The organism is Staphylococcus sp. FSL W8-0056, assembly GCF_037963075.1.
Classification (GTDB): domain Bacteria; phylum Bacillota; class Bacilli; order Staphylococcales; family Staphylococcaceae; genus Staphylococcus; species Staphylococcus aureus.
The window spans coordinates 1,638,978-1,657,040 of the sequence record NZ_CP150142.1 but is presented as its reverse complement, the minus strand read 5'-3'; the positions used below and the strand labels follow the sequence as shown (position 1 = coordinate 1,657,040).

Annotated in this window: 22 protein-coding genes; 17 read left to right on the top strand and 5 right to left on the bottom strand. The window is 31.7% G+C overall.

Translation table 11 applies throughout. From position 1 onward, the window contains the following. The first annotated feature begins 199 nt into the window (after positions 1-199). The 4 genes from murT (at position 200) to NSS86_RS08315 (ending at position 2,884) form a co-directional block, all read left to right on the top strand. A complete protein-coding gene (gene murT / locus NSS86_RS08330) occupies positions 200-1,513 on the top strand; it encodes a lipid II isoglutaminyl synthase subunit MurT (RefSeq protein ID WP_001250343.1) in 1,314 nt (437 codons plus the stop codon). Between the two features lies 1 nt (position 1,514). Next, entirely contained in the window at positions 1,515-2,246 is a 732-nt protein-coding gene (locus tag NSS86_RS08325) for a type 1 glutamine amidotransferase (protein ID WP_000544969.1), read from the top strand. Positions 2,247-2,331: 85 nt separating this feature from the next. After that, on the top strand, positions 2,332-2,442 hold the full coding sequence (locus tag NSS86_RS08320) for a hypothetical protein (protein WP_001790257.1): 111 nt from the start codon (positions 2,332-2,334) through the stop codon (positions 2,440-2,442). A 28-nt stretch (positions 2,443-2,470) separates the two neighbouring features. Next, entirely contained in the window at positions 2,471-2,884 is a 414-nt protein-coding gene (locus NSS86_RS08315) for a hypothetical protein (RefSeq protein WP_001557448.1), read from the top strand. 430 nt (positions 2,885-3,314) lie between these two features. Here the strand turns inward: NSS86_RS08315 and NSS86_RS08310 are convergent, their stop codons facing one another. Next, positions 3,315-4,301 carry an aromatic acid exporter family protein gene (locus NSS86_RS08310; protein WP_000999717.1) on the bottom strand — a complete coding sequence of 329 codons (987 nt, stop codon included), beginning with the start codon at positions 4,299-4,301 and terminating at the stop codon, positions 3,315-3,317. A gap of 471 nt (positions 4,302-4,772) precedes the next feature. On the opposite strand from NSS86_RS08310, the gene map reads away from it, so the two are divergent. From map to vraR, 5 genes are all read left to right on the top strand, one after another. Beyond that, positions 4,773-5,531 carry a type I methionyl aminopeptidase gene (gene map, locus NSS86_RS08305; RefSeq protein ID WP_000636142.1) on the top strand — a complete coding sequence of 253 codons (759 nt, stop codon included), beginning with the start codon at positions 4,773-4,775 and terminating at the stop codon, positions 5,529-5,531. Positions 5,532-5,747: 216 nt separating this feature from the next. Beyond that, positions 5,748-6,134, top strand: coding sequence for a hypothetical protein (locus tag NSS86_RS08300; RefSeq protein WP_001110179.1), 387 nt, complete (start codon positions 5,748-5,750; stop codon positions 6,132-6,134). Between the two features lie 14 nt (positions 6,135-6,148). Continuing rightward, a complete protein-coding gene (liaF, locus tag NSS86_RS08295; RefSeq protein WP_000149064.1) occupies positions 6,149-6,850 on the top strand; it encodes a cell wall-active antibiotics response protein LiaF in 702 nt (233 codons plus the stop codon). Further along, positions 6,847-7,890, top strand: a complete 1,044-nt coding sequence (locus NSS86_RS08290) for a sensor histidine kinase (RefSeq protein WP_001017131.1) — start codon at positions 6,847-6,849, stop codon at positions 7,888-7,890. Before liaF ends, NSS86_RS08290 begins: the two co-directional genes overlap by 4 nt. After that, entirely contained in the window at positions 7,880-8,509 is a 630-nt protein-coding gene (gene vraR, locus NSS86_RS08285; protein WP_000153535.1) for a two-component system response regulator VraR, read from the top strand. Before NSS86_RS08290 ends, vraR begins: the two co-directional genes overlap by 11 nt. A gap of 112 nt (positions 8,510-8,621) precedes the next feature. Here vraR and NSS86_RS08280 read toward each other — a convergent pair whose 3' ends face one another. The 3 genes from NSS86_RS08280 to NSS86_RS08270 all read right to left on the bottom strand — a co-directional run bounded on the left by NSS86_RS08280 (position 8,622) and on the right by NSS86_RS08270 (position 10,863). After that, a complete protein-coding gene (locus NSS86_RS08280; protein ID WP_000037075.1) occupies positions 8,622-9,839 on the bottom strand; it encodes a YihY/virulence factor BrkB family protein in 1,218 nt (405 codons plus the stop codon). Positions 9,840-10,116: 277 nt separating this feature from the next. Continuing rightward, on the bottom strand, positions 10,117-10,392 hold the full coding sequence (locus tag NSS86_RS08275) for a YtxH domain-containing protein (RefSeq protein ID WP_000428172.1): 276 nt from the start codon (positions 10,390-10,392) through the stop codon (positions 10,117-10,119). A gap of 6 nt (positions 10,393-10,398) precedes the next feature. Next, positions 10,399-10,863, bottom strand: a complete 465-nt coding sequence (locus NSS86_RS08270) for a low molecular weight protein-tyrosine-phosphatase (RefSeq protein WP_000228666.1) — start codon at positions 10,861-10,863, stop codon at positions 10,399-10,401. A gap of 146 nt (positions 10,864-11,009) precedes the next feature. On the opposite strand from NSS86_RS08270, the gene NSS86_RS08265 reads away from it, so the two are divergent. The 3 genes from NSS86_RS08265 to NSS86_RS08255 all read left to right on the top strand — a co-directional run bounded on the left by NSS86_RS08265 (position 11,010) and on the right by NSS86_RS08255 (position 13,089). Then, a complete protein-coding gene (locus tag NSS86_RS08265; RefSeq protein WP_000180460.1) occupies positions 11,010-11,210 on the top strand; it encodes a DUF1128 family protein in 201 nt (66 codons plus the stop codon). A 2-nt stretch (positions 11,211-11,212) separates the two neighbouring features. Beyond that, positions 11,213-12,469 (top strand): aminopeptidase, encoded by a 1,257-nt coding sequence (locus NSS86_RS08260; protein WP_001795108.1) that lies wholly within the window; start codon positions 11,213-11,215, stop codon positions 12,467-12,469. A gap of 89 nt (positions 12,470-12,558) precedes the next feature. Beyond that, positions 12,559-13,089, top strand: a complete 531-nt coding sequence (locus NSS86_RS08255) for an acyl-CoA thioesterase (protein ID WP_000184383.1) — start codon at positions 12,559-12,561, stop codon at positions 13,087-13,089. 259 nt (positions 13,090-13,348) lie between these two features. Here NSS86_RS08255 and yfkAB read toward each other — a convergent pair whose 3' ends face one another. Then, positions 13,349-14,500, bottom strand: a complete 1,152-nt coding sequence (gene yfkAB, locus NSS86_RS08250) for a radical SAM/CxCxxxxC motif protein YfkAB (protein ID WP_001089621.1) — start codon at positions 14,498-14,500, stop codon at positions 13,349-13,351. A gap of 223 nt (positions 14,501-14,723) precedes the next feature. Here yfkAB and NSS86_RS08245 point away from each other — a divergent pair, with 223 nt between their 5' ends. The 5 genes from NSS86_RS08245 to NSS86_RS08225 all read left to right on the top strand — a co-directional run bounded on the left by NSS86_RS08245 (position 14,724) and on the right by NSS86_RS08225 (position 18,050). After that, positions 14,724-14,885, top strand: a complete 162-nt coding sequence (locus tag NSS86_RS08245) for an SE1561 family protein (RefSeq protein WP_001005407.1) — start codon at positions 14,724-14,726, stop codon at positions 14,883-14,885. Between the two features lie 130 nt (positions 14,886-15,015). Next, a complete protein-coding gene (locus tag NSS86_RS08240) occupies positions 15,016-15,531 on the top strand; it encodes a type 1 glutamine amidotransferase domain-containing protein (protein WP_000163283.1) in 516 nt (171 codons plus the stop codon). A gap of 339 nt (positions 15,532-15,870) precedes the next feature. Beyond that, complete coding sequence (sgtB, locus tag NSS86_RS08235; protein ID WP_000830380.1) at positions 15,871-16,680, top strand: monofunctional peptidoglycan glycosyltransferase SgtB; 810 nt, start codon at positions 15,871-15,873, stop codon at positions 16,678-16,680. Positions 16,681-16,939: 259 nt separating this feature from the next. After that, positions 16,940-17,758 (top strand): recombination regulator RecX, encoded by an 819-nt coding sequence (recX, locus tag NSS86_RS08230; RefSeq protein WP_001124422.1) that lies wholly within the window; start codon positions 16,940-16,942, stop codon positions 17,756-17,758. Next, positions 17,736-18,050, top strand: coding sequence for a YfhH family protein (locus tag NSS86_RS08225; RefSeq protein WP_000435806.1), 315 nt, complete (start codon positions 17,736-17,738; stop codon positions 18,048-18,050). The genes recX and NSS86_RS08225 overlap by 23 nt, the downstream gene beginning before the upstream one ends. Positions 18,051-18,063: the final 13 nt, after the last annotated feature.

Genomic DNA, 18,063 nt, shown 5'->3' with positions numbered 1-18,063 from the left:
TTTAATACCTTATTTTAGCACTCTAATTGAGAAAATGTATCATTTAGCGATATTTAATTGAGAATAAATATCATTTTTAATTATCTAAATGAGAATGATTATAATTTAGAAACACTGTATCAATTTGTGATTGAGAAACTTTTTTGAAGTTGCCTTGTCATGTTATAATGATGCGAGTGGAAATTTGAGGAGGAAACACATGAGACAGTGGACGGCAATCCATCTAGCGAAATTGGCGCGTAAAGCAAGTAGAGCAGTAGGTAAAAGAGGAACAGATTTACCTGGACAAATCGCTAGAAAAGTGGATACAGATGTATTAAGAAAATTAGCAGAGCAAGTTGATGATATTGTATTTATCAGTGGAACAAATGGTAAAACAACGACTTCAAACTTAATTGGACATACTTTAAAAGCAAATAATATTCAAATTATACACAATAATGAAGGTGCTAATATGGCTGCAGGTATAACTTCTGCATTCATCATGCAATCAACACCTAAGACTAAAATTGCGGTAATCGAAATTGATGAAGGTTCGATTCCACGTGTGTTAAAAGAAGTTACACCTTCAATGATGGTATTTACTAATTTCTTTAGAGATCAAATGGATCGCTTCGGTGAAATTGATATTATGGTTAATAACATTGCAGAGACAATTAGTAATAAAGGCATCAAATTATTGCTAAATGCTGATGATCCATTTGTGAGTCGTTTGAAAATCGCAAGTGATACGATTGTGTACTATGGTATGAAAGCACATGCCCATGAATTTGAACAAAGTACGATGAATGAAAGTAGATATTGTCCAAACTGTGGTCGCTTATTGCAATACGATTATATTCATTATAATCAAATTGGTCATTATCACTGTCAGTGTGGTTTCAAACGAGAGCAAGCAAAATATGAAATATCAAGTTTTGATGTGGCACCGTTTTTATATTTAAATATCAATGATGAAAAATATGATATGAAAATTGCAGGTGACTTTAACGCTTATAACGCGTTAGCAGCATATACTGTTTTAAGAGAGCTAGGGTTAAATGAACAAACAATTAAAAATGGCTTTGAAACGTATACATCAGACAATGGTCGTATGCAGTACTTTAAAAAAGAACGAAAAGAAGCGATGATCAATTTAGCTAAAAATCCTGCAGGAATGAATGCAAGTTTATCAGTTGGTGAACAATTAGAAGGCGAAAAAGTGTATGTTATTTCGCTAAATGATAACGCTGCAGATGGTCGAGATACTTCATGGATTTATGATGCAGATTTTGAAAAATTATCTAAGCAACAAATTGAAGCTATCATCGTGACAGGTACACGAGCAGAAGAACTTCAATTGCGATTGAAGTTAGCAGAGGTTGAAGTACCAATTATAGTTGAGCGTGATATTTATAAAGCAACGGCAAAGACTATGGATTATAAAGGTTTCACAGTTGCAATACCAAACTATACATCATTAGCGCCTATGCTTGAACAATTAAACCGTTCGTTTGAAGGAGGTCAATCATAATATGCATGAATTGACTATTTATCATTTTATGTCAGATAAATTGAATTTATACAGTGATATAGGAAATATTATTGCTTTAAGACAACGTGCTAAAAAACGAAATATTAAAGTTAATGTCGTAGAAATCAATGAAACAGAAGGTATTACCTTTGATGAATGTGATATTTTCTTTATCGGTGGTGGAAGTGATAGAGAACAAGCATTAGCAACAAAAGAATTAAGTAAAATTAAGACACCACTTAAAGAAGCGATTGAAGATGGTATGCCGGGATTAACAATTTGTGGAGGCTATCAATTTTTAGGAAAAAAATATATCACGCCTGATGGTACAGAATTAGAAGGGTTAGGTATTTTAGATTTTTATACTGAATCAAAGACAAACCGATTAACAGGAGATATTGTTATCGAAAGTGATACTTTTGGAACTATTGTAGGTTTTGAAAATCACGGTGGTAGAACATATCATGATTTCGGTACACTTGGTCATGTTACTTTTGGTTATGGTAATAATGATGAAGATAAAAAAGAAGGCATTCATTATAAAAATTTATTAGGTACTTATTTACACGGACCAATTTTACCTAAAAATTACGAAATCACTGATTATCTGTTAGAAAAAGCTTGTGAACGTAAGGGGATTCCGTTTGAGCCTAAAGAAATAGATAATGAAGCGGAAATACAAGCGAAACAAGTATTAATAGACAGAGCAAATAGACAGAAGAAATCTCGTTAACTCTGAACATCGCATCAATGGATTTAATATTGATAAACGATGAAGTTTAGTAATAAATCATATATGTATAAACACACACATTATTTTGGATGGAAACAACCAAATTGATGTGTGTTTTTTTGTTCTAGTGAATAATTATTATACAATGAGTATCTATCCTAGAATTATCAATAGTAATGGTGATTATGCAACATGAAAAAATGAATGATGAAAGGAATTTGACGATGAAGCCCACTAAAGTGATTTTAAGAGATGCATCTTATTTACATAGCAAAACATCGATAACATTTATTTTAAAAGATGTAGTTATCGAAGAAGATAATAAAATTTATTATTTCGACACTAGTGCAACTTTCGAAGATCAAGAAGTTAAATTTGAATTTGCACTTTTTGATAGTGACATGGACAATTTGAAACATATGGATTACGACAATCCTGTTACTGAAATATATTTTATAGAACCTGATTTACATTTTACAATTATTGATTTTAATCAAGAACTGCTTTGTATTTATATTGATTTTGATTCTGGTTTAAGGCATTCAAACATGGCAACAGAATCTGGTATTTCATTAAGGATAAATATTGCTAAATCAGATTTTACTAAATTTATTAATGAATTAGCCTCTTTATATTAATGATTTAAATCTGATACATAATTACAATCAAAAAAGACAGCCACATCCCTCCGTAGTTTAGGCGTGTGGCTATATTTGAGTCTGAATATTTATGCTTGTAATTTTAAAAAGGGACATGCTATATACGATAAAAAGAGGCGGGGACATAAATCAATGTTCTATGCTCTACGAAGTTATATTGGCAGTAGTTGACTGAACGAAAATGCGCTTGTAACAAGCTTTTTTCAATTCTAGTCAGGGGCCCCAACAAAGAGAAATTGGATTCCCAATTTCTACAGACAATGCAAGTTGGGGTGTGGGTCCCAACACAGAGAATTTCGAAAAGAAATTCTACAGGCAATGCGAGTTGGGGTGGGACGACGAAATAAATTTTACGAAAATATCATTTCTGTCCCACTCCCATGGTGCCAATTAGCATAAGGTACTTAAATTAAGCATATCTGCTGTCTAGCAGTCGATAAATCATTAGAACTTCGTATAGTATATGACTTTTAATTTGATTTTCACCACTAATTTCAAGTGCTTTTATAGTCGAACGTAAAGTTTCTACAGAATCATCTTCTCTCTTAAAAGTACCATCATAAAATATATCTTTGATGCTACTACTAATTTTTAGCAATGCCATTTTTTCGTCACCTGAAAAGTTAACACGAGTATTTTTAGGCAAGTAAATGATATTTGATAAATGAGTGATAAACAAACGATTCGTATATGCACGTTTAGTTAATTGATTGAGTAATTTCCAATCACATTCTTTTTTCTTATGATAGCTTAATTCATCACGTTGATAACTTATTAACGTTTCAACTTGATTGTTTAAATTGAAAATATTTTTATATGCTTTTTCGCTTTTATCAGATTGCAGTCTTGATAAGATAAGTTCTTGGCAGCGATTGTAAAATAATTTATACATCAAGGCATCTGTCTTACTTAATTTTTCTTCGACCTGACCATAATACTTAGGTGGAAACACCATGAAGTTAATTAAACCTGATGTCACGAGTCCAATAATTGCTGTCAATGTTCGAGACAAAAAGTTGAATATGTAGGCATCATGAATACCTGGAATCATAGCTAATGATGTTAGTACAGCGACATTCGTACCAACTTGCAATTTGAGTTTTGTACAGAATAAAATCGTGAACGTTGCACTCAATGCATATGTAAAAGGTGATTGATCGCCGAATAAATATGTAAATAATACTGCAAAGCCTGCACCAATTACCGTAGCAGGTAATCTACGATAACCTTTAATAAGTGATGCCTTGGCAGTTGGTTCAATTGTGACTACAGCTGTTAAAATGGCATAGATGGGTGTTAAATCTAGTGCCATACAAAAGACAGCTGTTAAAAAAATGGCAATACCAGTTTTAATTGTTCTGGCACCAATTAAATGTTTATACCATTGATCGTTCATTTTTTAACCTCTAATCATCGTAAAATCTTAGCGAGCGCTTTATAATAATAGTATCGTACATTGGAAAAGTTCATGTATGTAAAATATTTGAAATAATCATACTTAAGCATTACTTTGATTTTCATATACATTAATCAAAGTTCTGGGCTCCACAATGTTATATTGTTAGTAGTTGACTGAAATAAAATGCACTTGTAACAAGCATTTTTCAATTATAGTCCGGGGCCCCAACACAGAAGCTGACGAAAAGTCAGCTTACGATAATGTGCAGGTTGGCGGGGCCCCAACATAGAGAAATTGGATCTACAATTTCTACAGGCAATGCAAGTTGGGGTACAACGATAAAGAAATATTTTTTCTTTATCACACTATGTCTCACTCACTTTCCAAAATACTAAAGTAACATCTTTAGTATATCAAAGAATTTTTGCTATAATAAGTTATAATTATATAAAAAAGGAACGGGATAAAATGATTGTAAAAACAGAAGAAGAATTACAAGCGTTAAAAGAAATTGGATACATATGCGCTAAAGTGCGCAATACAATGCAAGCTGCAACCAAACCAGGTATCACTACGAAAGAGCTTGATAATATTGCGAAAGAGTTATTTGAAGAATACGGTGCTATTTCTGCGCCAATTCATGATGAAAATTTTCCTGGTCAAACGTGTATTAGTGTCAATGAAGAGGTGGCACATGGGATTCCAAGTAAGCGTGTCATTCGTGAAGGAGATTTAGTAAATATTGATGTATCGGCTTTGAAGAATGGCTATTATGCAGATACAGGCATTTCATTTGTCGTTGGAGAATCAGATGATCCAATGAAACAAAAAGTATGTGACGTAGCAACGATGGCATTTGAGAATGCAATTGCAAAAGTAAAACCGGGTACTAAGTTAAGTAACATTGGTAAAGCGGTGCATAATACAGCTAGACAAAATGATTTGAAAGTCATTAAAAACTTAACAGGTCATGGTGTTGGTTTATCATTACATGAAGCACCAGCACATGTACTTAATTACTTTGATCCAAAAGACAAAACATTATTAACTGAAGGTATGGTATTAGCTATTGAACCGTTTATCTCATCAAATGCATCATTTGTTACAGAAGGTAAAAATGAATGGGCTTTTGAAACGAGCGATAAAAGTTTTGTTGCTCAAATTGAGCATACGGTTATCGTGACTAAGGATGGTCCGATTTTAACGACAAAAATTGAAGAAGAATAGTTCAACATATACTAAGACTAAAGTATGAACATCATTTAGTTCCGGAGCCTATTCATATTGGTTTCGGAACTGTTTTATAATAATTAAGAACACAATCAATGCGTCATTTCAAAAATATGTTGTAATAAAGTAGTTTTTAAGCAAACATATCATCGACATCAACGAAGATACATAGCGCATTTGGTATTTTAAAACTTATTATAAAAGGTGATAGTTATGAACTATGTTGAACGTTATATTGAACAGTTTTTGAGAGCAACAGTAAGAAATAATATCAAGCACTACCTTTTAATGCTAGATGAAAAAATGAAAAATTTAGATGATTATATGCGTTATTTAATTACTAAAAAAGAACAACTTAGCAAGTTAATTGACAGTCTAATGCTAACATTAGAAAATAAATATATTGATATTGCTGAAGCATTTCAAATTCAATGTGCAAGAGAAATCAATAATCAAGAAATTGAAAATATTAAATCAGAGTTGAATAAAGTTGAAGCATATTATGCACAAATTGAAACTCAAATTCAACAAACTTCAACTGAAAAAATAGCAACAGAAAAAACATCGTATCTAATAAATTATATGAACGCTGTGGCATAGAAAGGCGGCGAAACATGACACACAAATATATATCAACGCAAATGTTGATCATTTTTACTGCATTAATGATTATTGCCAATTTTTACTACATATTTTTTGAAAAAATTGGCTTTTTACTCGTTCTATTATTGGGATGTGTATTAGTTTATGTAGGATATCTTTATTTTCATAAAATACGTGGCCTTTTAGCGTTTTGGATAGGCGCGCTATTAATTGCATTCACATTATTGTCTAATAAGTATACAATCATCATCTTGTTCGTCTTTTTATTACTACTTATTGTGCGTTATTTAATACATAAATTTAAACCAAAAAAAGTAGTTGCGACGGATGAGGTTATGACTTCACCATCTTTTATTAAACAAAAGTGGTTTGGTGAGCAACGTACACCAGTTTATGTATATAAGTGGGAAGATGTCCAAATTCAACATGGAATTGGCGACCTACATATTGACTTAACAAAAGCTGCAAATATTAAGGAAAATAATACCATTGTTGTTAGACACATTTTAGGTAAAGTGCAGGTTATATTGCCGGTTAATTACAATATTAATTTACATGTAGCTGCTTTTTATGGAAGTACTTACGTGAATGAAAAATCATATAAAGTTGAAAATAACAATATTCATATTGAAGAAATGATGAAACCGGATAACTATACAGTTAATATCTACGTATCAACGTTTATCGGAGACGTAGAGGTGATTTATCGATGAACCACTACATTAGAACAATTGGTTCAATGCTCATCTTAGTATATAGCATGCTAGCTGCATTTCTATTCATCGATAAAGTTTTTGTAAATATCATCTATTTTCAAGGTATGTTTTATACACAAATATTCGGAATACCAGTCTTTTTATTTTTAAATCTCATCATCATATTATTGTGTATTATTGTTGGTTCGGTACTCGCATACAAAATCAATCAGCAAAATGATTGGATTAAGACGCAAATTGAGCGTTCAATGGAAGGCGAAACAGTTGGCATTAATGATCAAAATATAGAAATATATAGTGAAACGTTAGATTTATACCATACACTCGTACCTTTAAATCAAGAATTGCATAAGTTGCGACTTAAAACTCAAAACTTAACCAATGAAAATTATAATATTAATGATGTGAAAGTTAAAAAGATTATTGAAGATGAACGTCAAAGACTAGCTCGAGAACTTCACGATTCTGTTAGTCAGCAACTTTTTGCGGCAAGTATGATGCTTTCTGCTATCAAAGAAACGAAGTTAGAACCACCATTAGACCAACAAATTCCGATTTTAGAGAAAATGGTTCAAGATTCGCAGTTAGAAATGCGTGCTTTGCTGTTACATTTAAGACCGCTTGGTTTAAAAGACAAATCTTTAGGTGAGGGTATTAAAGATTTAGTTATTGATTTACAAAAAAAAGTGCCAATGAAAGTTGTGCATGAAATACAAGATTTTAAAGTGCCTAAAGGTATTGAAGATCATTTGTTCAGAATTACACAGGAAGCAATTTCGAATACATTGCGTCATTCAAACGGTACAAAAGTGACAGTAGAATTGTTTAATAAAGACGATTATTTATTGTTGAGAATTCAAGATAATGGTAAAGGTTTTAATGTTGATGAAAAATTAGAACAAAGTTATGGACTTAAAAATATGCGTGAAAGAGCTTTGGAAATTGGTGCAACGTTCCATATTGTATCATTGCCAGATTCAGGTACACGTATCGAGGTGAAAGCACCTTTAAATAAGGAGGATTCGTATGACGATTAAAGTATTGTTTGTGGATGATCATGAAATGGTACGTATAGGAATTTCAAGTTATCTATCAACGCAAAGTGATATTGAAGTAGTTGGTGAAGGCGCTTCTGGTAAAGAAGCAATTGCCAAAGCCCATGAGTTGAAGCCAGATTTAATTTTAATGGATTTACTTATGGAAGACATGGATGGTGTAGAAGCGACGACTCAGATTAAAAAAGATTTACCGCAAATTAAAGTATTAATGTTAACTAGTTTTATTGAAGATAAAGAGGTATATCGTGCATTAGATGCAGGTGTCGATAGTTACATTTTAAAAACAACAAGTGCAAAAGATATCGCCGATGCAGTTCGTAAAACTTCTAGAGGAGAATCTGTTTTTGAACCGGAAGTTTTAGTGAAAATGCGTAACCGTATGAAAAAGCGCGCAGAGTTATATGAAATGCTTACAGAACGAGAAATGGAAATATTATTATTGATTGCGAAAGGTTACTCAAATCAAGAAATTGCTAGTGCATCGCATATTACTATTAAAACGGTTAAGACACATGTGAGTAACATTTTAAGTAAGTTAGAAGTGCAAGATAGAACACAAGCTGTCATCTATGCATTCCAACATAATTTAATTCAATAGTTCGTATCGAATTAAGAAAAGTTACTTACGCCAATCACAATATAACATCAAATAGACACCAAAAAACAGAGGTCTTCGCAATCATTAGCGAAAACCTCTGTTTTGTTGGTGTTTAGTCTTTTTTAAGCTTATCAACGATTTTGTCTTTTATATTTTTATCATCTTCTGGATAGGTATCACTAGGATGTTCATCAACATGATACGTACGTTGATGTGTTGCATTACTATCTTCATCATATTCGTATCTAGTGTTCTCATTATAATGATTTTTATTATTGTCATCATGTTCTAATGCTGCTTCTTCAGGTGTTTTACCTTTAATTACACTACGCTGATGAATGATTGCATTGATTTCAGCACCGACAATTATAATAAAACTTGTGATATATAACCATAGTAATAAAATGATGATACCCGCGATACTGCCATATGTTTTAGAATAGTTACCAAAATTTGAAATATACCAACCAAAACCAAATGAACCAGCTAACCAAATAATTGAAGTAAATACTGCACCTGGTAATACTGACTTAAGCTTCGTTTTAACGTTAGGTGCAACCGAATATAACACGATAAATATGATAAATATAATAATGATTGGTAACACAATTCTAATAAGGTTAAAAATCCATTTCACTTGTTCGTCAAATCCAAGTGGACCGAATAGGAAATGACTAATTACAGAACCAAGCGTTGGTAATGCTAGAGCAACTACAAACACAACGCCCATAACTACAGTGAAGACAACACTTAGTAGTTTTAAAACGATTCCATTACGGCTATCTTCTACATCGTAAGCAACATTGAAAGAATTCATAATTGCAGTCATTCCATTTGAAGCTGACCAAATTGCTAAAATCAAACCGATAGATAATAAGCCACCACTGGAGTTTTGAGTTATATCACCAATTACACTCTTAATTAGAGTAGATGTTTCAGCGGGTGCATTGCTTAACATATTAGTAATTTGACTCTGCTTAATATTGAAAAATGGTAATAATGTTAATAGGAAAAGCAACATAGGGAACATAGCAAGTACGAAATGGTAAGTCATTTGCGCTGCTAGTCCTGAGGCATCATCTTTTCCTATGCGATAGATGAGATATGATAAGAAATTAGAGTCTTTCTTATATTTTGCAGGTTTATTTAATCTTGATAAGAAGAAAACCTGATCATCTTTTTTAGGTTTCTTAGATTGGAATTGTTGAGGTTCAATATATGTACGATCAACATCAATTTTGGGATTACTTTTATTTTTCTTTTTTGACTCCTCTTGCGCTTCCTTAACAGAATTAAGGTATTTTGAAGAAGAGTGATCCTTTTTCGACATGTGCACTCCTTAACCTTTCTCTATGTAATGTTTTATAAAGTAACTATTAGTATTTATCCAATTATAAAAAAACTAAACAATGATATGCTTTAAAAATGATAATATTATAGAAATTAATTGATTTAAATCTTTCATAGGCTATTTTGATTTAAAATTAAAACAAAGGCAATACTGAAACAATGTAGTTTGGCCAATCATTGTATTATCATTTAATAATGATAACTATGAAAGGCGTACACCAAATTGTTAAGTATTGCCTTATAAAAACAAAATCATCTTAGCGTTGATTTTTTCTATTAACAAATGTTTCTTTCGCATCCTTTAATGAACGTTCTAATTCAGGATTATTACGACGAATTTCTTCAACAACATCTTTCCAGTATAAAACTTCGTCTTTAATCTTGCTGACTTTAGAAGGCTTACGAGTGCGGTTACCATTTTTTGCATCTTTAACTGATTGAACTAAAGCTTGACGTGTAGATTTATCAGCTAAACTAATTGCACCACCAATTACGGCACCAATTAAAATACCAGGAACAAATTTATTTTCCATAAAAAACTACCCCTCTTTCAAATTTGCATCTTTTACGATGTAGTCTATTAAATTATCACAAGATGATAATACCATGTCGTATACACCTTCAAAATTATTCGTGTAGTATGGATCTGGTACATCACTCTCTTCCATATTACTAAATTCTAACAGTTTGAACAATTGTCCCTTAAGATTAGGATTGATAGATTTAATATTATCAACGTTACTTTGATCCATAGCCACAATGTAATCAAAATCATCTGTCGCTTCGAATAATTCACTAATCATGCCATCAAATGGAATATTGTGTTTGTTGAGAATTTTTTGTGTACCTTCATGAGGCGGCTCTCCTAAATTCCAGCTACCAGTACCTCTTGAATGTACTTTAATATCATGAATATTTCTGTCTTTAAGTCTTTGTCGCATGATTGCTTCTGCCATTGGAGAACGACATATATTGCCAAGACAGACAAATGCTACATCTACCATTTTGATTCCTCCAAACTATGTAGTTATATCCCCATTTTATAGCGACTTTAAACAATAAGAAAGCAGATTATATAAAATTCTATTAAAGTTTATTAAATTGTGATACTTTGATAACATAACTATTATTAGAGGTGAACATTGTGGCTATGACAAATGAAGAGAAAGTATTAGCTATTAGAGAGAAGTTAAATATTGTTAATCAAGGATTATTAGATCCTGAAAAATATAAAAATGCAAATGAAGAAGAATTAACAGATATATATGATTTTGTTCAATCAAGAGAAAGATTGTCGCCAAGTGAAGTGACAGCTATTGCTGACGCTTTAGGACAATTGCGACACGACTAGGAGTGGGAATTTTGACTAATTACAAAGAAAAGTTACAACAATACGCTGAACTATTAGTTAAGGTTGGTATGAATGTTCAACCAAAACAGCCAGTATTTATTAGATCATCAGTAGAAACATTAGAATTAACGCATTTAATTGTAGAAGAAGCATATCATTGTGGCGCTTCAGATGTACGTGTTGTATATAGCGATCCAACCTTAAAACGCTTAAAATTTGAAAATGAATCTGTGGAACATTTTGCTAATCATGAGATAAAATCATATGATGTTGAAGCGAGAATGGATTACGTTAAACGTGGCGCTGCTAATTTAGCACTTATTAGTGAAGATCCTGATTTAATGGATGGTATCGATAGCCAAAAATTACAAGCATTTCAACAACAAAACGCACGCGCATTTAAAGGATATATGGAAAGTGTACAAAAAAATCAATTTCCATGGGTCGTAGCTGCTTTTCCATCTAAAGCTTGGGCGAAGAGAGTATATCCTGAACTATCTGTAGAAGAAGCATATATTAAGTTTATTGACGAGGTATTTGATATTGTGCGAATTGATGGTAACGATCCAGTTGAAAATTGGCGTCAACACATCGCTAATTTAAGTGTTTACGCTCAAAAGTTACAACAAAAAAATTACCATGCGTTGCATTATGTATCTGAAGGTACTGATTTAACAGTAGGTTTAGCGAAAAATCATATCTGGGAAGATGCTACAAGTTATGTTAACGGCGAGGAACAAGCTTTTATTGCTAATATACCAACTGAAGAAGTATTTACAGCACCAGATCGAAATAGAGTAGATGGATATGTTACTAATAAATTGCCTTTAAGTTATAATGGAACGATTATCGATCAATTTAAATTGATGTTTAAAGATGGAGAAATTATTGATTTTTCAGCTGAAAAAGGTGAAGCGGTATTGAAAGATTTAATCAATACCGATGAAGGTTCAAGAAGATTAGGTGAAGTAGCGTTAGTACCTGATGATTCACCGATATCAAATCGTAATACCATTTTTTACAATACTTTATTTGATGAAAATGCAGCATGTCATTTAGCGATTGGATCTGCTTACGCCTTTAATATTCAAGGTGGAACGGAAATGACTGTTGAGGAAAAGATTGCAAGCGGATTAAATGATTCAAACGTACATGTCGATTTCATGATTGGTAGTAGTGATTTGACTATTTATGGCATATTCGAAGATGGTTCAAAAGAACTAGTATTTGAAAATGGAAATTGGGCATCAACATTTTAATAAATGTTATTTTGAGGTGCTGAGTAGGAAATGAAACATGTATTTAAAGGTCAAATACGTGATTAAAATATAGATTGGGAGATAAAATAATGACAAATCAGGACAGACCAATGAAATCTATGTCAGAATCAAAATGTTATAAAAATAGACAAGTTTTCCCTCAAGATACGAATCACCATCATACAATGTTTGGTGGTACATTGATGGCTAATATTGATGAAATTGCAGCAATCACAGCTATGAAACATGCTGGTGCGCAAGTAGTTACCGCATCTACAGACTCAGTAGATTTCTTAAAGCCGATTAAAACAGGGGACATATTACAATACGTAGCGATGGTTTCATACGCTGGGACTAGTTCAATGGAAGTGGTCGTTCAAATTAGAATTGACGATGTATTTAATAACAAGCATGATTTAGCTGCATTAAGTTACTTAACATTTGTTGCGTTAGATGATGAAGGCAAACCTAAACATGTACCTGGTGTATATCCAGAAGATGATGTTGAAAAATGGTTTTATGATACAGCACCACAACGTGTTGAACGAAGAAAAGCACGTCGCATTGAAAGTAAACAAACAATTGAATATTTAGCTCAAGTGCAACATATTAGAGACTAAAAATATAAAGACAGATTGTTAAGGATGAATTGAACTGTTATGTTCGAATATTCCACCTACAATCTGTCTTTTTGATTATGCACGTTTATGCTTTTAGTTAAAATTTAACCTTTTTATTATAGACTATTAGTCCTATTAAATGACCTTTATTATTAAAGTAGAGTACTGCCAGCAATTAATTGTTTTTTATTTTATAATAGCATTAAAATATGCGGAGACTACTTATCGATAAAGTGCTTCTCCGCATAATTAAGAGTTTTTAAAATTGTATAATTTGTGGTTGTTTGTGCATATGACGCTCATTATCTTTAAAATCCATATTCGGATAGTACATATTTTTAACAAGAACATTTGGTCCTAAACAACTAAACTCGGAACAATGACAATTTAATGATTTAGCAAGATCAGAGGATAACCATTTATCAAATACATCTGTTAATTTATCTTTTTGTATATTCGAAATTGTACCTGTTTCATCTCCGAAATCAGTTACGATTACATTACCTGTAAATACATTGACATTTAAACGACTACGGCCATCCGGGTCATTTCTAGTCGTTACATTGTTAGCATTTCTTAAACGTGATAGTAACTTTTGATCTTCATCATCCTTTAAGCATGGAAACACAGGCAAAGTACCAAATAACATCCAAATATCTTCATCTCTGAAATCCAATATATCATGAATTGTCTTTTTCATTTCCGCTAGAGTTAACACATTTAATTGACTTGCAAAGTCAGCTGGATACATAGGGTGAATCTCGTGTCTGCTACATTTCATATCATGAACGACTTCTTGATGTATTTTTCGTAAATGTGGTAGCGTACTTTGATTGAGCATTGTTTCCGCAGATACAAACATTCCTTGTTCTGATAATGTACGTGCATTCGAAATCATTTGTTCATATAATTTTAACTTAGCTTTTAACGGTGGTTGCTTCTTCATTGCGCCAAAGCCAACATTTGCGAATTCATCAGTTGTTCCCCAGTTATGTGAGATATGCATAACATCGATATATTCAGCAATATCTAAATAACGATCTTGAGGCAATGTTAGGTTTGAATTCATTTGTGTATATATACCTCGATGATGTGCATACTTTAATAGAGGTTTAACAACATTTCTAATAGACTTTTTAGAAAACATTGGTTCGCCACCTGTAATTGACATCGTTCGCAGATTTGGAATTTCATCAAGTCTACGATAAATTAAGTCCATATCTAAAGGCTCGGGGTCGACAGTTTGTAAAGTATAACCAACTGCACAGTGGCTACAACGCATATTACAAAGATTTGTAGTTGTAAATTCGATGTTACTTAAAGTTAATTGGCCATGTTCTTTAACATCGTTATATGATTCCCATGGATCATTGTAAATGCTAACAGGTTGCTTCAATTTGACGCTATTCATCGTCTTAAACTTCCTTCTTTCTATTTGGTTCATATCGGTATGATACCACTTCGTATTATCACTCGTAACAAATTATCTCTTAATTTTAGTTAATTGAAAAGGGGATTTTTAAAAGTCAAAATAATTTGAATGTCATAAATATAGCTAAGATTATATCGCTTTAACGCAATTTCTGTTAGGATAATAATGAAAAAGAAAACAAAATAAAAGGAGTTAACTTTTTATGAATGAACAGCAAACAATCGAACAGATAAAAGCACGTTTAAATAAGTTTATTGAGGATATCGATCATGTAAATCCTGATGAAGTACGTGTTGAAGATATAGATGAATGGATTGGATTGTTAGATCAGCTTGAAGAAAAGGTTAAATTAGTATCTAAGTAAATGCCACATAAGATGTGTTAGAGTTAGATATCGCGATAGTCGCTTAATATTTTTTATATCTTGTATGTTTAATCACTGATTTACTTGTCTATAGTAATTATATCAATGATATATAGAAATGTGATTTTCAATGACTAAAAAAGTAGCAATTATTCTAGCAAACGAATTTGAAGATATAGAATATTCAAGTCCTAAAGAGGCATTAGAGAATGCTGGATTTAATACTGTAGTGATTGGGGATACTGCAAATAGTGAAGTTGTTGGTAAACACGGTGAAAAAGTTACTGTCGATGTAGGCATTGCAGAAGCTAAACCAGAAGATTATGATGCATTATTAATTCCTGGAGGATTTTCACCAGATCATTTACGTGGAGATACAGAAGGTCGATATGGCACATTTGCTAAATACTTTACTAAAAATGATGTACCAACATTTGCCATTTGTCATGGGCCACAAATACTAATAGATACAGATGATTTAAAAGGTCGTACGTTAACAGCAGTATTGAACGTGCGCAAAGATTTATCAAATGCAGGCGCACATGTAGTTGATGAGTCAGTAGTTGTAGACAACAATATTGTAACAAGTCGAGTACCAGACGATTTAGATGATTTTAATCGAGAAATCGTTAAACAATTACAATAGAAGTATTGTGGTTATCGATTGTTAAAATTTATATATTTTCGTTTGAAATGAAATATGGATTTTAGTTTTAATAAATGAATAACAAATAAAAGGTCGTCTCTATTGGCATTTAATAGGGATGGTCTTTTATTTTACAAAATATAACAATATTTGGCATGATTAATATTTAAAATTGTAATGATTTATCTATAATCTTTTCAAAAAACAAAAAAGTAAGTATGATGGCGTATACGATTGTAAGCCCTTGGACTGATTTTCCCAAAAAGTGTAGCCTATTTGTGATAGTACTGGTAAACTCAAGGTATATACTAAGTGAGTTTTAAAAGAAGGAGCAAACGCATGAAAAGAAGCGATAGGTACTCAAACTCAAATGAACATTTTGAGCATATGAAACACGAACCTCACTATAATACGTATTATCAACCAGTTGGCAAACCGCCGAAAAAGAAAAAAAGTAAACGAATACTATTAAAAATATTATTAACCATTCTAATCATTATCGCATTGTTTATTGGTATCATGTATTTTTTATCTACACGCGATAATGTGGATGAACTAAGAAAAATTGAAAATAAAAGTAGTTTTGTGTCAGCTGATAACATGCCAGAGTATGTTAAAGGTGCCTTTATTTCAATGGAAGATGAACGATTCTACAATCATCATGGATTCGATTTGAAAGGTACAACTAGAGCTTTATTTTCAACGATTAGCGACAGAGATGTGCAAGGTGGTAGTACCATTACACAACAAGTTGTCAAAAATTATTTTTATGATAATGATCGTTCATTTACTAGAAAAGTAAAAGAATTATTTGTAGCTCATCGAGTTGAAAAACAATATAATAAGAACGAAATTTTAAGCTTTTATTTAAATAATATTTACTTTGGGGATAATCAATATACGCTTGAGGGCGCAGCAAACCATTACTTTGGAACAACCGTGAATAAAAATAGTACAACAATGTCTCACATAACAGTTTTACAAAGCGCTATTTTAGCTAGTAAAGTCAATGCACCTAGCGTATATAATATCAATAATATGTCAGAGAATTTTACGCAACGTGTAAGCACGAACTTAGAAAAAATGAAGCAACAAAATTATATCAATGAAACACAATATCAACAGGCTATGTCACAATTAAATCGTTAAATACTTGCATTCATGTGTAAGATGCTTGGAACTATAATGTAGAAGGTTTAATTGAAATGTCATAATGATAAAGTTGAATTGTTTCTGCTTAATAAATTTTACAGATTTGCTTGTAATCACACTTTCATTTTAAAAGATGATAGTGTGATTTTTTGTTAGCATCGAAAAATATTTAAAGTTAAACATTTGCTATAGGAAGTGGCTTATTGAATAATAAAAGAGTATTGTATAAAACTTGAGAAAGTAACGGGGTGATCCAGTGCCGAAGATTACTAAAATAGAAGTTCAAAAGAAAAACAAAGAACGTTTTAATCTTTTTTTAGACGAACAATTTGAAATGGGTATAGATATCGATACATTAGTCAAATTTAATTTAAAAAAAGGGCAACAACTTGAAGCTGCTGACATGGCAGAGATTCAAAAGTATGATCATTATCGCATAGGTTTAAACAAAGCAATCCAATATTTATCATATAAAAAGAGAACTGAAAAAGAAGTTATTCAATATTTACAAAAAGAAGAGATATCAGAGCAAGCGATTTCTGAAGTGATTGAATATTGTTATCGCGAAAAGTTAATCGACCATCAAGATTATGCGGAAAGTTTAAAAAATACAATGATTCGCACGACAGATAAAGGACCTAAAATTTATCAACAAAAACTTTATCAACTTGGTATAGAACCAAATATCATTGAAATGTTTACAGAACTTTATAGAGAACAACAGGAACTTGATGATATTATCCAAATTGCTGAAAAAATATCTAAAACAAAAAAAGGACCACAAAATAAGGTTAAAGAAAAAGTAATGCAATCTTTAATTCAAAAAGGGTTTGAAATGGAAACCATTCATGCTGTATTGAATGAAATGGATTTTACACAAGATGAAGCGGTTTTAGACGATTTATTACAACGAGATTTAGAAAAAATTTATAATAAAAATCGAAAGAAGTACACGCAACAGAAATTAATTTCAAAAACTATCGAAGGCCTTATGAGAAAAGGATATAAATATGATAAAATTAAAGCTAAATTAGAAGAAAGTGGTATTGCCGATGGAACAGAAGAAATTGAGTGAGATGTCTGAGCCAGAATTAAGACACGAAATACAACTTTATAAAGAGAAAATGAGAAAAGCTGAGATGAATGGTATTTTAAATGAATATGACGTTTATCAAAGTAAAGTAATTGTTGCCGAAAGTTACTTAGTAGACAGAAAAAAGATAGAAATTGGTAAAATTTATAAACTGACTGATGGCAGTAATCAATATTTTAAAGTAGAAAGATTAAAAGGTATTTTTGCGTGGGGGTTTAGATTTAATAGCGATGAACCCGAAGAAGGCTTACCTATAGCGTTATTACAATTATAGAAGGATGAAAATA

Coding starts and splice junctions, on each gene's coding strand:
- NSS86_RS08280 (WP_000037075.1), bottom strand. CDS start 9,839: ATGTCGAAAAAGGATCACTCTTCTTCAAAATACCTTAATTCTGTTAAG.
- NSS86_RS08265 (WP_000180460.1), top strand. CDS start 11,010: ATGACAAATGAAGAGAAAGTATTAGCTATTAGAGAGAAGTTAAATATT.
- NSS86_RS08310 (WP_000999717.1), bottom strand. CDS start 4,301: ATGAACGATCAATGGTATAAACATTTAATTGGTGCCAGAACAATTAAA.
- NSS86_RS08275 (WP_000428172.1), bottom strand. CDS start 10,392: ATGGAAAATAAATTTGTTCCTGGTATTTTAATTGGTGCCGTAATTGGT.
- NSS86_RS08290 (WP_001017131.1), top strand. CDS start 6,847: ATGAACCACTACATTAGAACAATTGGTTCAATGCTCATCTTAGTATAT.
- NSS86_RS08245 (WP_001005407.1), top strand. CDS start 14,724: ATGAATGAACAGCAAACAATCGAACAGATAAAAGCACGTTTAAATAAG.
- NSS86_RS08270 (WP_000228666.1), bottom strand. CDS start 10,863: ATGGTAGATGTAGCATTTGTCTGTCTTGGCAATATATGTCGTTCTCCA.
- liaF (WP_000149064.1), top strand. CDS start 6,149: ATGACACACAAATATATATCAACGCAAATGTTGATCATTTTTACTGCA.
- map (WP_000636142.1), top strand. CDS start 4,773: ATGATTGTAAAAACAGAAGAAGAATTACAAGCGTTAAAAGAAATTGGA.
- vraR (WP_000153535.1), top strand. CDS start 7,880: ATGACGATTAAAGTATTGTTTGTGGATGATCATGAAATGGTACGTATA.
- NSS86_RS08315 (WP_001557448.1), top strand. CDS start 2,471: ATGAAGCCCACTAAAGTGATTTTAAGAGATGCATCTTATTTACATAGC.
- NSS86_RS08225 (WP_000435806.1), top strand. CDS start 17,736: ATGGAACAGAAGAAATTGAGTGAGATGTCTGAGCCAGAATTAAGACAC.
- murT (WP_001250343.1), top strand. CDS start 200: ATGAGACAGTGGACGGCAATCCATCTAGCGAAATTGGCGCGTAAAGCA.
- NSS86_RS08300 (WP_001110179.1), top strand. CDS start 5,748: ATGAACTATGTTGAACGTTATATTGAACAGTTTTTGAGAGCAACAGTA.
- sgtB (WP_000830380.1), top strand. CDS start 15,871: ATGAAAAGAAGCGATAGGTACTCAAACTCAAATGAACATTTTGAGCAT.
- yfkAB (WP_001089621.1), bottom strand. CDS start 14,500: ATGAATAGCGTCAAATTGAAGCAACCTGTTAGCATTTACAATGATCCA.
- NSS86_RS08240 (WP_000163283.1), top strand. CDS start 15,016: ATGACTAAAAAAGTAGCAATTATTCTAGCAAACGAATTTGAAGATATA.
- NSS86_RS08325 (WP_000544969.1), top strand. CDS start 1,515: ATGCATGAATTGACTATTTATCATTTTATGTCAGATAAATTGAATTTA.
- NSS86_RS08255 (WP_000184383.1), top strand. CDS start 12,559: ATGACAAATCAGGACAGACCAATGAAATCTATGTCAGAATCAAAATGT.